The organism is Streptomyces tubbatahanensis (assembly GCF_022699385.1).
Taxonomy (GTDB): domain Bacteria; phylum Actinomycetota; class Actinomycetes; order Streptomycetales; family Streptomycetaceae; genus Streptomyces; species Streptomyces diacarni.
Genome location: NZ_CP093846.1, coordinates 677,381 through 691,566, shown reverse-complemented (window position 1 = coordinate 691,566; position 14,186 = coordinate 677,381). Strand labels below are relative to the sequence as shown.

The window sequence follows — 14,186 nt, the reverse complement described above, 5'->3', positions numbered from 1 at the left end:
GCTTCGCGTCTCCACCCTGCGGGCCGTGGATGAGCAACCGATGAGCGCGTATACGTTTGGGGTCGGCGAGTGGTACGGGAGATGGGGACGCCGGAGTGCGGGTGCGATACGGAGTTCTGGGCGCGGTCGCGGCCTGGAGCCCAGACGGCGAGGCCCTGGCCCTCAAAGGGCCGCGGCACCGGGCCGTCCTGGCCCGCCTGATCGTCGCCCGCCGGCAGGTCGTGACGGTGACGCGGCTGGTGGAGGACCTGTGGGAGCGCCCGCCCGACGACGCCGTGGGCGCGGTGCGCACCTTCGTCTCCGCGCTGCGGCGGGCCCTGGAACCCGAGCGGCCGCCCCGCAGCCCCTCCCGGCTGCTGGTCACGGAGGGCTCCGGTTACGCGCTGCGCGCCGCGCCCGACGACGTCGACGCCTGGCGGTTCGAACAGGCCGTTGCCTCCCTCGCCGACGCGCAACCCGCGCGGGTGGCAGACCGCCTCACCGAAGCACTCGCCTGGTGGCGGGGCCCCGCCTACGCCGACTTCGGCGACGCACCGTGGGCGCGCGGCGAGCGGGCGCGGCTCACCGAGCTGCGCCTCCACGCGCTCGAACGCCGAGCTGGGGCGCGCATCGCGCTGGGGGAGGCCGCGCGGGCCGTGCCGGACCTGGACGCCCACGTGGCGGAGCACCCGTGGCGCGAGGACGCCTGGCAGCTGCTCGCGCGGGCCCTGTACCGCACCGGCAGGCAGGCCGACGCGCTCTCCGTGCTGCGCAGGGCCCGCGGCATGCTCGCCGAACAGCTCGGGGTGGACCCGGGGCCCCGGCTGCGCCGCCTGGAGGAGGACATCCTGCGCCAGGCGGAACACCTGGACCAGGGCGCGGCCGGCACGGCGGCGCAGGTGTGGGCGCAGGCCACCACCGCCTACGAGAGCAACGTCTCGGCGCGCTCCCGGGTCCACCTGGAGTCCACCGTCGGCCTCATGCGGGACCTGGCCGTCACCGGGGGCGGCGGGCTGGAGTCGGCCAGGCACCACCGTGTCGCCGCGGTGGCCGCCGCCGAGGAGATGGGTGATCCCGAACTGACGGCACGCGTCATCGGCGTCTTCGACGTGCCCGCGATCTGGACCCGCGCGGACGACCCCGAACAGTCGCGGTGGCTGGTGGGCGCGGCGGAGCGGACCCTGCGTCTGCTTCCGCCCCCGCCCGCTGTCCCGGGCCCCTCGCCGGACGCGTCCCCAGCGGCCGACGCGCACGCCGCGGCGCGCTGTCGGCTGCTGGCCACCGTCGCCGTGGAGTCGCGGGGCGCACTGCCCGGCGGGGAAGCCGCCCGGGAGACGACGGCGCGCCCGCTCCAGGCGGCCCGGCAGGCCGAGGAGATCGCCCGCGGCCTCGACGACGCGGCGCTGCTGGCCTTCGCCCTCAACGGCACGTTCATGCAGACCTTCCACCGTGCCGGACTGGCGGCACGGCGCGACGCGATCGGCGCCGAGGTGGTGGACCTCGCCGCGCGGCACGGGCTGGCGCGGTACGAGGTGCTCGGCCACCTCATCCGCCTCCAGTCCGGGTGCGCCCGCCGCGACCTGGCGGGAGCCGACCGGCACGCCGCCGCGGCCGACGCACTGGCCGCACGGCACGAACTCCCGCTCGTCGCCGTCCTCACCACCTGGTACAGGGCGCTGCGGACGGCCATGACCGGGGCGCCCGAGTCCGCCCGGCACGCCTACGAGCAGGCCGCCGTGTGTCTCGACGGCGCGGGCATGCCGGGGCTGCGCGACGGCCTGCCGCCCCTCGCCCTGCTGAGCGTGCAGATCGCGCACGGGGAGCCGCTCACCGTGGACGAGGCGGCCGACTGGGGCCCGTACGAACCCTGGGTGCGCCCCACACTGCTCGTAGCCCAGGGGCGCAGGGAAGAGGCCGGCGCGGCGCTGCGCGCCATGCCCCCACCGCCGCGTGACCTCCTGTTCGAGGCGATGTGGTGTCTCGTCGGCGACGCCGCGGCGGCGGTGGGCGAAAGCGCCGTCACGCGGCGGGCCCTGGCCCAGCTGGCGCCGGCCGCCGGGGAACAGGCCGGCGCGGGCAGCGGCCTGCTCACCTTCGGGCCCGTCGCCGACCACCTGCGCGTCATGACCGCGGCCCTGGAGAGCTGACCGCCCCTTCCCGGCAGGGGAGTTCGGACTGTCTCCGTGCGCGACCTGGCCGATACAGTCGGTCCGGTACCGGACTCAGGGGAGGGCTGGCGTGTTCGAGGTCGTCACGGTGGGGGCGCTCGCCGCGTTCTTCGGCACGGTGGGAAACGGCGCCGCCGGGGAGTTGGGCAAACGGCTGCTCCTGTCGACCGGCGCCCAGGTGCGCCGCACCCTGGGGTGGGGAGCGCCGCTGCCGGGCACCGAGGAGGAGCGCGAGGATCTCGCCCGTCGCGTGTACATCCGGGTGAGCGCGGACCGTCGGCAGGCGGACGAGTGGGCGCTGCTGTTGCGGAGCCTGCCGCGGGACGCGGCCGAGCTGCGGCCTGGCGCGGGACTGCCGCCCGCAACGCGCCACTTCACCGACCGCGAGAGCGTGATCAGGCAGGTGCAGCGGGAGGCGAGGCGGGCCGCAGGGGGCCGTCCGCGAGTCGCGCTGCTGTACGGACCCCCGGGGATCGGCACCAGCGCGGTGGCCCTGCACTGGGGAGCAGGCCAGGCCGACCGGTTCCCCGACGGGCAGTTCTACGTCGACCTCCGCGACGGCGCAGGGGAGCACCGCGTGGCACCGGCCGCCGTGCTGGGACGCCTGCTGGAGCGCATGGGCGTGGAGCCCGACCGGATCCCGCCCACAGGTGAGGCCCGTGAGGAGCTCTACAGAAGCCTGACGGCGGGACGCAGGGCGCTGGTGGTGATCGACCACGCCTGCACGGCGGCCCAGGTCCGCGCGCTGATCCCCGCCACGCCTGAGGTCTTCCTGCTGGTCGTCTCCTCCGGCCCGGCCTTCGCGCTGGAGGCGGAACGTGTCGCCGTGCCCCCGTTGCCGGACCGGGACGCGGTGAAGCTGCTGCGGCGGGTGGCGGGCCAGGAGCGGGTGACGCGGGCCAAGCGGCACATGCCGGCGCTGCTGGACCACTGCGCCGGCAACGCCTACGCACTCAGGGTCGCCGCGACGCGTCTGCTCACCGAAGAAGCCCCCCTCCCCGACGACGCGGAGGAGACCATGGAACGTTCCGTACATCCCGTACGCGGGCTGGTGCACGCCGCGTCGCGCCGCCTGCGCCCGGAGACGGCCCGGCTGTGCCGACTGGTCTGCCTGGGCGACTGGCCGGCGATCGACGCCGAACTGGCCGGCTGGGCCGCGCAGGTCGCGCCCGGCGAGGCGGCCCGCATGCTCGACTAGGCCGCCGAGGCACAGCTGGCGGAGCCCACCGCGGAGGGCCGCTACCGGTTCAGGCCCGAGGTGCGGCGCGCGCTGGCCGACGCGGCGGGCTCGCAGGAGACCGTTCCAGCGTGCGTGGCCGCGGTCTCCCGCGTGGTCCAGGGCCTGCTGAACAGGGCGCTGCACGGCGCCCACGCGGCGCTGCCGCAGAGTTGGCGTGTCGAGCCGGCGCCCGCGGAGGGGACCGCGTACGCCGACGAGGCCGCCGGCATGACGGCACTGCTGGCCGACAGTGCGAACGTGCTCAGGGCGGTCTTCGTGGCGCAGGAGTACCAACAGACCGACACCGCGCTGCGACTGGCCCGCGCCCTGTGGCCACTCCAGCTGAAGGCCGGGCACTTCGACGACGTGCTGCCCGCCCTCCGGTTCGCCGCGGGCTGCGCGGAGCAGCACAGTCCGCACTCCCGCATCGCCGGCGCGCTGCACTTCCAACTCGCCCACTGCCTCGGCGAACTGCGGCACCACGACGAGGCGGACGGCGAGATCGAGGCGGCCCTCGCCTGTGAGCGCGCGGTGGGCCATCTGCGGGGCGAGGCCTCGGCGGTGGAGCTGCGGGGCCTGCTGCGGCTGTCGGCGTGGCGGTGGGAAGAGGCGTTCGCGTGCTTCACCGAGGCCGAGCGCCTCTACCGGCTCATCACGCCGGGCCAGGAGGGCGCAGCAGACCTTCCCCGCGCGCTCGCCCTGGCCACGCGCCACCAGGGGAGGGCGCTGCGCGGCATGCGCGAGTTCGCCCGCTCCCGCGCCCGGCTGGTCAGCGCACGGGACTTCTTCGCGGAAGCGGGCGAGGCCTACAACCACGCCCGCGCTCTCACCGACCTCGCGGAAACGCTGCACGACGAGGGCGACCAGGCCGGGGCACTGGAGGCCATCGCCGAGGCCGAGCGGCTGCTCACACCGGAAAAGGCCACGACGCACCTGCGGTATCTGGCGGATCTGCGGCGGCGGTGCGAGGGCGCGTCGTAGCCGGCCTGACCCGCACCGGGTGCGACAGCGCGGCGGTGTGCACCCGCAGCGTCGTGCCGTCGGACGGCAGCCGGCCGCCGCTCGCCAGCCACGCGTACAGCGCCGAGGCGAACGCGGCCGGATCGGCGTCCGCTCCGTCCCCGGCGGACAGGTCGAGCAGACGGCCTTCCCTGGTGCGCACGGTGCACGAGTCGGGCCCGGTCACGAAGCCGGCCAGCGCGCAGTGCGGATGCCGGCGCAGTACCTGCGCGCTCCACCTGCCAGGACCGCCCAGGCGGGGATCATCGGCTCCGCCTTCCCGCACGATCACGTCGGCCGCCTCCAGGTCACCCGGATCCCGGGTGTCCTCGTGGACGGCCAGGTGTGTCTCGCCGAAGGTGTGGGCGTGGTACGGCTGGTCCGTCGAGCGTTCGAGGTGAACGTCGCGCCCCTCGACCCGCGTGCGCACGTGCAGGGGCGCCGTGCGGCGGGGCGGCGCGTACGGTGGCAGCGGCAGCGGCTCCAGCAGGGCGGGCGCGGCGGGCTCCGGCAGCTCCATCAGGCCGTAGAAGCGGCGGCGCAGCGCGGCGGCCGAGGCGCCGGGCGCCGAACTGGTGTGTTCGGCCGGGCCGCTGAACGGCCTGTGGTCCGCCAGCAGTTTCTCCAACTGTTCGGGCAGCTCACGGCGCGGATCCAGGCGGGGGGCCTCCCGCACGAACTCCGCGAGCGGGGCCTCGGGGTCCAGCCTGTCGTCGTTCGCGGACGCCAGCAGCACGGGCACGCCGAGCGCTGCCGAGTAGTAGGTGACGGCGCCGAAGTCCCCCAGCACCACGTCCGCCGCCAGCAGCGCCTGCCGCCACGCGTGCACGGGGTCGATCAGGGTGAGCCCGCTGCGTCGCGCCCGGTCCAGCCACGCGCGGATCTGGCCGGGACCGTGTCCGTACCAGATGTTGGGGTGCAGCACCGCGGCGACCCGGTACTCGTCGGCGGGCAGTTCCGCCGCGAGACGGGGCAGCAGTTCGGGCAGCAGGTCCTGGCCGCCACCGTTGCCGAAGAACCCCTCGGGGTTCCACGTGGAGTTGAGCACGAGAAGGCGCTGTCCGTCGCGCACCCCCAGTGCGCGGCGGAACCGGTCCCGGTAGGGGCGGCCGGCCAGCATGCGGTCGAAGCAGGGGTCTCCGGCGAGGACGGCGGCCTGGGCCGCTTCCGGACACGTCCGGCGCAGCCGCTCGACCTGTTCCGGATGGGACAGCACCAGAGCGTCCACGAACGGCTCGCCCTCCGCGAGCAGCCACTCCCGGGACAACCCGAACGTCGGCTCCCCCTCCCGGCTCCCGGCACCCGGCACCCGGCACCCGGCACCCGGCACCCGGCACGGCCAATTTTTTAGTGTATCCGACACCGTGTGACAGTACGGCCAACTTGCCCTGAAGCAACTCGATCTGACCACCGAAACTGGCGGAGACGGCGAGATCCACCGGGGTCGTCAGCGCCTGGTTCCAGGGCAGCACGGGCAGGCCCAGCTCCGCGAACAGTTCGCGCATACCTGCCTGGTAGGCGGAGGAGCCCGTCGAGGTGACCAGCAGCTGCAGCCGGAAGTCGTCGTGGAACAGCGGCAGCACATCCAGCAGCCGGCCCGCCGAGGTGACGTTGTGCACCACGAGCAGCACCCGCCGCTCGGTGCTCCGGCTGGTCCAGCGCTCGGCGTCCCGCCCCACGGGCACCCGTATCGCCGGCGTGTCAGCTGCTCCCACGCGTCACCCTCGCTTCCCCTCCGCGCCGTACGGCCGCACCGGCCCAGCGGATCACCCTAACGAGAAGCACTCTCGACGGGCGCGTCGGTGCGCGCGTCCTGGCGGCTCACAGCGGGGTGGCCGCGTGGAGGATGACGACGAGCGCCACGGCGGCGTTGGCCGAGGAGAGCGCCGAGACGGCGGCGCCGACGGCCGCGAGCCACGCGGCGAGCCCCGCGACGAGCCCGGGGGCGGTGGTCGGCGGGAGCCAGAGCCGCGCGGTCGGCGCCGGGTCGAGCAGCGCCTGCACGCGCCGGGGTACCTGTCCCGCGCCCGCGAGCGCGGGAAGGGTCCGCGGCGGGCCGTTGCGCGCGAGGAGAGCCGCCTTGCCGACCGCGCGGGCGGTCAGCCGCCGGTCACCGACGATCCGGGCGGCCTCCTCGTCGGCCCACCGCTCCACCCCGAAGGTGACGGCCGTGCGCAGGGGCCGCAGGAAGGGGTTGGCGACGGCCGCGAGTTCGGCGAGGAGCAGCAGCAGGGGATGGCGGGCTGTCAGGTGTGCGCGCTCGTGCGCGAAGAGCGCGCGCCGTTCGGCCGGTTCGAGCGCGCCGAGCAGGGACCTGGTGACCACGACCCGTGAGCGCGTACGCCGGTTTCCGGGCAGAGCGAAAGCGTAGGGCGCGCTGTCGGGCAGTATCGCGACGGGGGAGGGCGGCAAGCCGTCGAGCGCGCGTCGGACGCGCCGCCGGACGCGGAGGTGGCGCGCCACGGTGACGCAGCCCGCGCCGACAAGCGCGAGGAGCGCCGGGATGGCGGCCTTCCCCAGGATCTCGTCGTAGGGGACGGCCGCACGTACTTCCGGATGGGACCACGCGTCGGGGAGCGGGTTGCCGGGCAACTGAGCCGTGCCGACGACGACCAGCAGCGCCAGGCACAGGGTGCTGCACGCGGCCAGGACGACGCCGGCCGCGACCAGCAGGCGCGTCGTGGCCCTGGGGTGCAGACGCCGCTCGGCGAGCCGGGCCACCGGCCAGGACGTCAGGGGCAGGACGAGAGGGAGGAGGACGAAGAACCCCACGGCTCAGTCGCTCTTCCCCTCCGCGTCGCTGCCCGGCGCCTCGGTGCCGGCACCGGTGGCCGGGTGTGGGGCGCGGTCGTGACCGCCCTCGCCGGTCTGCGTCAGCAGCGAGCGCAGCAGTTGCTCGTCGTCGTCGGTCAGCCCTGTGACGAAGCGGGTCAGCACGGTACCCCGGTCGCTCTCGCTGTCGAGCACCTGCCGCATCCGGTGAGCGGCCAGCCCCGCCGCGTCCGCCGCGGGCGTCCAGACGAAGGAGCGGCCGGCCTTCTCGCGGGTGACGGCCCGTTTGGCGAGCAGGCGCGTGAGGATGGTGACGACGGTCGTGTAGGCGAGGCCGCCGCCGAGCTGTTCCCTCACCCATGCGGCGGTGACGGGCCCCGGCGCGGCGTGCAGGGCGCTCAGCACCGTGGCCTCCAGCTCGCCCTGTCCGCGTCGGCGTCCCCGCTCGTGCGCTGTCTCGCCCACAACTCCTCCCTCCGCCGGCCGGCGCCGCGCGTCGGCCGGCCACCGTGCGACCGGCCCCGTGCGCTCGGGACGTGTGGTCGCCGCGCCGCTCGCTTGAGTATCTTCTACAGCCTTGTAGATTTTCGCGTCCCGCCGGGTTGTTGGCAGCCCGCCGGGTGTCTGGGAGGAAGAGTAATGGGAGCTTCGCCGCCCGGGAGTGGGGCCGTCCCCCGCTTCCAGACGGAAACCGGCAGGGAGTTCGCGCAGGTGGTGGACGAAGCCCTGCGCTCGGAGGCCTTCCGGCGAGAGCTGCGGGGAGCGCCGGCCGGCACCGCGGAGCGTCTGAGGGACTGGGCGCACGCGTCCGCCGAAGAGCTGGCGGGCGCGGCGGCGGCGGAGTACCGCGCGCTGTGCCGGATACGCGACGACCGCATCGCCCGCGGCCGGGCGGCACCACCGCCGAGGAGGGTGCACCGGATCCGTGGCGGCGGGTTGTCCGCGGCGCTCGCCGTGCTGGTGCCGCTGGTCGCCGCCGCCGCGGCCGTGATCTTCCTGGTGCTCGGATACGTGCTGATGCTGGTACGCGCTCAGCGGGACGTCGGTGCCTCGCTCGTGGTGACGGGGTGGTCGGGGGCCGGGGTCGCCGCGGTGACGGGCGCCCTGGGGCTGGGCAGGCTCGTCGTCACAGCGCGCCGCCACTCCAGAGCGGGCCCCGCGTCCGGGCCCGGCGGTGCGCCGGGCCTCGCGGAGGGCCGGCGTGCGGGGGAGAGGGCCAGAGCGGAGGAGAACGCCAGAACGGCGTGGCGCGCTGCTCTGCTGGAGCGCGCGGTACTGCCGTACCTGCGCGAGCGGTTGCCCGACGCGAAGCGGGAGGCGTCCGCGAAGCGGGAGGCGTCCGCGGAGTGTGAGACGTCCGCGGAGCGGGGGGTGTCCGCCGAGGGCGAGGCATCCGGAAGGCGGGAGGCAACGGCCGAACGGGAGGCGTCCGCGAAGCGTTCCGGTCATCACAGCCCCGACTACGGGTCTTTCGAGTACGGGTCTTTCGACTACGGAAGTTTCGACTTCGGCAGCCCCGACTTCGCCGGCCCCGACTACGCGGGCCCGGATTTCGGCAGCCCCGCACGCGGCGGCCCGGGCACCGGCGACCGTGACCCCGACGGCGATGCGCCCGACTCCGCCGGCTACGACCGCGATGCGCCCGACTCCGCCGGCTCCGGCCCCGACGGCCGCGACTCCGGCTCGGGAGGCCCAGCCGGAGGAAGGGACCCGCACGGCGGGTGAGGGGGCGGGGCGAACGCCAGTGCGCCCGCGACCCCGTGCTCCCCGCGCGGGCCGCGGCCCGCGCGGGCCCGCTCGGGCGCTCAGTTGCGGGAGTTGCCCAGCAGGAGGCGGTAGAGGATGAGCAGGACGAGCGAGCCGCCGATGGCGGCGCCCCAGGTGGGCAGGTCGAAGAACTCCTGCCGGATGGGGCGGTCCAGGAACGTGCTCGAGATCCAGCCGCCGACGAACGCGCCCGCTACCCCGATGAGCACGGTGCCGATCAGGCCGCCCGGATCGCGGCCCGGCAGCAGCACCTTGGCTATGGCTCCCGCCAGCAGGCCGAGGATGATCCAACTGATGATGCCCATCACATACCTCTCCAGTTCACCGGCAACGGACGTACCGGCGCACGGAAAGACGCCGAGAGGCGCGGAACAGTTCCATGGTTGCGCAACTGACGGGGTGCCGTGAGGGAGGAGGTGTGGCGGCCTGACCGGCACCACCGGCACCGCGCGCCTCTAGACTGAGGCCCGTCGCGGGCGCGCGGTCCGCGGCGGGGGCGGCCGCGGGCCGGTCGCCTGAAGACGTGCGGACGTGCGGACGGGAGTGCAGCGGTGGCATCGCAGGCAGGCGGTCACACGGACCCGTCCCCTCGGGTGCTGGCAGAGGCCGCCGCGGCCTTCGGCCTGCTCGCCTCGCCCTCGCGGGTGCACATCGTGTGGGCGCTGTCCCAGGGGGAGTGCGATGTGACCCACCTCGCCGAGCGGGTCGGTGGCACGCTGCCGGCCGTGAGCCAGCACCTGGCCAAGCTGAAGCTGGCCGGGCTGGTGCGGGCCCGGCGTGAGGGCCGGCGGCAGGTGTATCTGGTCGACGACCCGGTCGTGGTCGCCGTGGTGCACGAGATGGTGCGGCAACTGGACGTGGAGCCCTCGCGGCCGCGGCGGGTTCCGCGGCTGAGTGAGTTCGGTGCCTGAGACGGCGGGCCTCTCCCGCCGCGGGGAGGGGCCGGCACGCGCCCGTAGCGAGGCGGCGCCGCTGGAGCACGCGGCAGGGCTGGCGGCCCACGCCCCGCTCACCGCGCTGCGGCGGCTGGAGGCGGGCCCGCGTGGGCTCACCGAGGCCGAGGCGGCGGATCGGCTGGCGCGGTACGGCGAGAACGCCCCGCCCTCGTGGCGCACCCCGTCGCTGTGGCGGCGCCTCGGCCGCGGTGTGCGGGACCCGTTCACGGCCGTCCTGCTGTGTCTGGCGGTCGTCTCCACGGCCGTGGGGTCGCTGGGGGCGGCGGGGGTGATCGCGGCGCTGGTCACCGTCAGCTGTGTGCTGCGGGCCAGCGGTGAGCTGCGGGCGGACCGGTCGGTCGCGGGTCTGCGGGCCCTGCTCGCCGGCACCGTCACGGTGGTGCGGCGCCCCGACGCGGACGCGGCGCGACCGCTGCCCCGGGAGGTTCCGGTCGGTGATCTGGTGCCGGGGGACGTGATCAGGCTCGGCCCCGGCGATCTCGTTCCGGCCGACGTGCTGCTGCTGCGTTCCACGGGTCTGGTCGTGCATCAGGCGCCGCTGACCGGCGAGTCGGGTCCGTTGCCCAAGCACCGCGCCGACGCGGCGGCCGTGCCGCCCGCCGGTGACACCGCACTGTTCGAACAGCCCCACCTGTGCTTCCAGGGCAGCAGCGTGGTCGCGGGTGGCGGTACCGCTGTGGTGATCGCCACCGGCGCGGCCACCCGGCTGGCGGCCGGGCACGGGCACGCACGCGCCGCGCACGGCGCCTTCGACCGTTCGGTGCGCGGCGTCGCCCGGGCCCTGGTCCGCTTCATGCTGCTGACGCCGCCGCTCGCCCTCGCGGCCGACGCGGCCGTCAGCGGGCACGGGGTGCAGATCCTGCCCTTCGCCGTGGCGGTCGCCGTCAGCCTGACGCCGGAGATGCTGCCCGTCGTCACGACCGCCGTCCTCGCCCGCGGTGCCGTCTCCCTCGCGCGGGAACACCGGGTGATCGTGCGGCGGTTGTCCGCGTTGCCGGACCTCGGCGCCATGGACGTCCTGTGCCTCGACAAGACGGGCACTCTCACCCAGGACCGTCCGGTCGTCGACCAGGCGCTGGGCGCGGACCTGCGTCCTGACCCCGCGGTCCTGCGCTGGGCGGCGCTCAACGCGCTGTGGACCGTGCAGCTGGCCGAGAACCCGGTGCCCGACGCGCTGGACGAGGCGGTCCTCCACGCCGCGGCGCGAGCGGCGGGGCCCGTGGACGGGAGCGGTTCCGAACCCGGTGCCGAGGCGTGGGAGGGCGTGGCCGCGCTCCCCTTCGACCCGGCCAGGCGGCTGTCCACGGCCGTCGTCAGGGAGCCGGGGCGCCTGGGCGTGCACACGCTCGTGGTCAAGGGCGCGGTCGACACCGTGCTGGAACGGTGCGCGCTGCCGGAAGCCGAGCGTGAGGCGCTGCGCGCGGTGGCCGCGCGGTACGCCTCCGACGGCCTGCGGCTGCTCGCTGTGGCCACCGCCGAACGCGGCTCCCGGGCCGACGGGCGCGGCGTGGGCGTGGCGGACGAGCGCGGTCTGGCCTTCGTCGGGCTGGTCACGCTGCGGGACTCCCTCACCGAGGACGCGCCGGAGGTGCTGCGCGCGCTGAGCGGGCGCGGCGTGGAGGTGAAGGTCCTCACAGGTGACGATCCGGGTACCGCCGTCCGCACCTGCCGGGAGCTGGGCCTCGACCCGGGCGACGACGTGCTGACCGCTCGCCGTATCGACGCGCTCGGCGACGACGAACTGGCCCGCGAGGCCGGGCGCGTCCGCCTGTTCGCGCGGTGCACCCCGCGCCACAAGGCGCGCGTCGTCGCCGCTCTGCAGGCCGACGGGCGTACCACGGGGTTCCTCGGCGACGGTGTCAACGACCTGGCGGCGCTCCGCGCCGCCGACGTGGCACTGTGCCCGCGCGACGCGGTCGCGCCCGCACGCGAGAGCGCCGACGTGGTCCTCGGCGAGCGCCCGTTCGCCGGGTTGGGCCATGCGCTGGACGCGGGCCGCCGCGCGGGTGTCTCCCTCACCGCCTATCTGCGCGTGACCCTCTCCTCCCAGCTCGGCAACGCCCTGGCGATGCTCGCCGCCGCGCTGCTGCTCCCGTTCGTGCCGATGCTCCCCGCGCAGGTCCTGGTGCAGAACCTGTTCTTCGACGCGGCGCAACTGACCTTCGCCTTCGACCGGCGCGGCTCCGCCTCGCCCGGGCGGCCCGCCGCGCTGCGGCCCGGGCAGATCCTGCGGTTCATCACCGCCTTCGGGGTGCTGAACGCCGCGGCCGACCTCGCCACCTTCGCGGTGCTCGCCCTCACCGTGCGCGGCGCGGCCGACGCGAGTGGGCAGGCCCTCTTCCACGCGGGCTGGTTCACGGAGAACCTGCTCACCCAGGCGATGGTGATGGTGCTGCTGCGCACCGTGCCCCGTCTCCGACGCCCCGGCCTGCCAGGGCCCGTCGCGCTCGCCGCTCTCCTGCTGGCGGCCACCGGGATTCTGCTGCCCCTGACCGCTCTCGGCCCGTTCCTGGGCATGGTCGCCGCGCTGACGCCGCTGTCCTACGCGCTGCTCGCGCTGGTGCTGTTGCTGTACGGCGTCGCGCTCGCGGCCGCCATGAGGCGGTACGCACGCGAGGAGCCCACCGGTGCCGGCGCGAGCGCCGGTTGTATGGTTGCGCAATAACGCAACTGTCGAGGAAGGGAGAGGCGGCAGTGTTCTTGCGCAACGGTCTGGAGCCCTGGCATCTGCTGGTGGTGGCGCTGGTGGCGCTCCTCGTCTTCGGCTCCAAGAGGCTGCCGGACACCGCCCGCTCACTGGGCAAGTCCCTGCGGATCCTCAAGAGCGAGACGCGGGCCATGAAGCAGGAGGATGCCGGGCGGCCCGGGCCTGTCCGCTCGTCCGCGGACGAGTTTTCGTCCCCGGAGGAGAAGCCCCCGAGCGCGGGCACACCCCCGGATGCGGGTCGGGCCGCGGACGCGGGTGCGCCTCCGGCCGCGCGGGGGTAGGCCACGACCAGGGCTTCCTGCGGGGCTCGGCCGGACCTGGGCGTTTCCTGCGGAGCCTGCTCCGGGTACGGGGACACCACTGTTCGTAGCGTGCGGCCCGCGGGTGGGCCGTGGCTTGTCGCGCAGTTCCCCGCGCCCCCCTCTGGGCGCGGCCCGGAGTGTCAGCGTGGGGCGGGTGGGGCCGTCGAGGCGCGCACCATCAGATCGGCGCGGACCGTGGCGACGTCGCCGGGTGGCGGGGTCTCCAGGCCCAGCGCGAGACGTCCGGCCCTGGCGCCCGCCTCGTGGAGAGGCAGCCGCACGGTCGTCAGCGCGGGGGAGGCGTCCGCGGCGAAGGGAAGGTCGTCGAAGCCGCCCACCGAGACATCCTCGGGTATGCGCAGCCCGCGGTCGCGCAGAGCGGCGCAGACGCCGAGTGCCACGGTGTCGTTGGCGGCCAGCACCGCTGTCAGGTCCGGTGCGCGGCGCAGCAGTTCGAGTGCGCCGTCGTAGCCGGCCGAGCGGTCGTAGGCGCCGCCGTGCACGGTGAGGCGCTCCGCTTCGGCGAGCGCCTCGGGTGCCTGTTCGCCGAGGGCCCTCCTGTGCCCCTCCAGCCTGTGCCGGGTGGTGGAGCGTTCTGCGGGGCCCGTCACGTAGCCGATGCGGCGGTGCCCGAGGGTGAGGAGGTGCGCGGTGAGACGGTGACTTCCGCCCCGGTTGTCGAAGGCGAGCGTGACGATGCCGTCCTGGGCGAGGGCCGGTTCTTCCCCCGTGCCGTCGCGGGGTGCGAGCGGGGGTCTGCCGCACAGGACGATCCGTGTGCCTGAGGCGGCGAGGTGGCGCAGCCGGTCGGCGAGCGCGGTGCTGTGTGCGGTCTCCTCCACGGCGCTTCCGGTCAGGACGACGGCGGCGGCCCGCTGGCGGCGCAGCAGCGTCAGATAGGTCAGCTCGCGCTCGGGGGAGCCGCCGGTGTTGCAGACGACGGCGAGCTTCTGGCCCGTGCCGGTGGCCCCTTCGCCGCCCATCTCGCTCTGCACGGCGCTCGCGACGATGCCGAAGAAGGGGTCGGCGACGTCGTTGACCAGGATGCCGACCAGATCGGACGTGGCGGCGGCCAGTGCGCTCGCGGGTCCGTTGACGACGTACTGGAGTTCGTCGACGGCGCGCAGGACGCGGGTGCGGGTTCCGTCGGCCACCGGGTAGTTGCCGTTCAGCACGCGGGAGACCGTCGCCGAGGAGACCCCGGCCCGGGCGGCCACGTCGGCCAGGGTCACTGTCATGTCTTCCTCCGTCTTCCCGCTCCTGCGTGCCTACGGCTCCCGCGTGCGCTGGGGGGCTGCGGCCGAGGGGCGAGCGCCA

General features: G+C 75.2%; 12 protein-coding genes. 7 read left to right on the top strand and 5 right to left on the bottom strand.

What is annotated here, in order from left to right; translation table 11 throughout:
* Positions 1-95: 95 nt before the first annotated feature.
* The 3 genes from MMF93_RS02920 to MMF93_RS02910 all read left to right on the top strand — a co-directional run bounded on the left by MMF93_RS02920 (position 96) and on the right by MMF93_RS02910 (position 4,347).
* Positions 96-2,126: an AfsR/SARP family transcriptional regulator gene (locus MMF93_RS02920; RefSeq protein WP_242749283.1), complete on the top strand. Its 2,031-nt coding sequence runs from the start codon at positions 96-98 to the stop codon at positions 2,124-2,126.
* Positions 2,127-2,217: 91 nt separating this feature from the next.
* Positions 2,218-3,345, top strand: a complete 1,128-nt coding sequence (locus MMF93_RS02915; protein WP_242749281.1) for a hypothetical protein — start codon at positions 2,218-2,220, stop codon at positions 3,343-3,345.
* 60 nt (positions 3,346-3,405) lie between these two features.
* The gene (locus tag MMF93_RS02910; RefSeq protein WP_242749279.1) at positions 3,406-4,347 is read left to right on the top strand and encodes a hypothetical protein; all 942 of its coding nucleotides are present in this window, start codon (positions 3,406-3,408) and stop codon (positions 4,345-4,347) included.
* On the opposite strand, the gene MMF93_RS02905 is transcribed toward MMF93_RS02910, so the two are convergent.
* The 3 genes from MMF93_RS02905 to MMF93_RS02895 form a co-directional block, all read right to left on the bottom strand.
* Complete coding sequence (locus MMF93_RS02905; RefSeq protein ID WP_242749277.1) at positions 4,274-5,632, bottom strand: hypothetical protein; 1,359 nt, start codon at positions 5,630-5,632, stop codon at positions 4,274-4,276. The two genes, MMF93_RS02910 and MMF93_RS02905, sit on opposite strands and share 74 nt — an antisense overlap.
* Before the next feature lie 554 nt (positions 5,633-6,186).
* Positions 6,187-7,137: a M56 family metallopeptidase gene (locus MMF93_RS02900; RefSeq protein WP_242749275.1), complete on the bottom strand. Its 951-nt coding sequence runs from the start codon at positions 7,135-7,137 to the stop codon at positions 6,187-6,189.
* A 3-nt stretch (positions 7,138-7,140) separates the two neighbouring features.
* Positions 7,141-7,602 (bottom strand): BlaI/MecI/CopY family transcriptional regulator, encoded by a 462-nt coding sequence (locus MMF93_RS02895; protein ID WP_242749273.1) that lies wholly within the window; start codon positions 7,600-7,602, stop codon positions 7,141-7,143.
* 174 nt (positions 7,603-7,776) lie between these two features.
* Here MMF93_RS02895 and MMF93_RS02890 point away from each other — a divergent pair, with 174 nt between their 5' ends.
* The gene (locus MMF93_RS02890; RefSeq protein WP_242749271.1) at positions 7,777-8,862 is read left to right on the top strand and encodes a hypothetical protein; all 1,086 of its coding nucleotides are present in this window, start codon (positions 7,777-7,779) and stop codon (positions 8,860-8,862) included.
* Positions 8,863-8,942: 80 nt separating this feature from the next.
* On the opposite strand, the gene MMF93_RS02885 is transcribed toward MMF93_RS02890, so the two are convergent.
* On the bottom strand, positions 8,943-9,209 hold the full coding sequence (locus MMF93_RS02885) for a GlsB/YeaQ/YmgE family stress response membrane protein (protein WP_242749270.1): 267 nt from the start codon (positions 9,207-9,209) through the stop codon (positions 8,943-8,945).
* A gap of 246 nt (positions 9,210-9,455) precedes the next feature.
* On the opposite strand from MMF93_RS02885, the gene MMF93_RS02880 reads away from it, so the two are divergent.
* From MMF93_RS02880 to tatA, 3 genes are read left to right on the top strand one after another with little or no spacing between them, the layout of a single operon-like run.
* Positions 9,456-9,815: an ArsR/SmtB family transcription factor gene (locus MMF93_RS02880; protein WP_114025374.1), complete on the top strand. Its 360-nt coding sequence runs from the start codon at positions 9,456-9,458 to the stop codon at positions 9,813-9,815.
* A complete protein-coding gene (locus MMF93_RS02875; RefSeq protein WP_242749269.1) occupies positions 9,808-12,525 on the top strand; it encodes an HAD-IC family P-type ATPase in 2,718 nt (905 codons plus the stop codon). Before MMF93_RS02880 ends, MMF93_RS02875 begins: the two co-directional genes overlap by 8 nt.
* Before the next feature lie 29 nt (positions 12,526-12,554).
* Positions 12,555-12,848, top strand: coding sequence for a Sec-independent protein translocase subunit TatA (tatA, locus tag MMF93_RS02870; RefSeq protein WP_242749268.1), 294 nt, complete (start codon positions 12,555-12,557; stop codon positions 12,846-12,848).
* Between the two features lie 161 nt (positions 12,849-13,009).
* On the opposite strand, the gene MMF93_RS02865 is transcribed toward tatA, so the two are convergent.
* On the bottom strand, positions 13,010-14,107 hold the full coding sequence (locus MMF93_RS02865; RefSeq protein WP_242749267.1) for a LacI family DNA-binding transcriptional regulator: 1,098 nt from the start codon (positions 14,105-14,107) through the stop codon (positions 13,010-13,012).
* Between the last annotated feature and the right edge of the window lie 79 nt (positions 14,108-14,186).

What these genes read in the sequence shown, in the direction of transcription:
- MMF93_RS02890 (WP_242749271.1), top strand. Translation starts at nt 7,777, where the DNA reads ATGGGAGCTTCGCCGCCCGGGAGTGGGGCCGTCCCCCGCTTCCAGACG.
- MMF93_RS02885 (WP_242749270.1), bottom strand. Translation starts at nt 9,209, where the DNA reads ATGGGCATCATCAGTTGGATCATCCTCGGCCTGCTGGCGGGAGCCATA.
- MMF93_RS02865 (WP_242749267.1), bottom strand. Translation starts at nt 14,107, where the DNA reads ATGACAGTGACCCTGGCCGACGTGGCCGCCCGGGCCGGGGTCTCCTCG.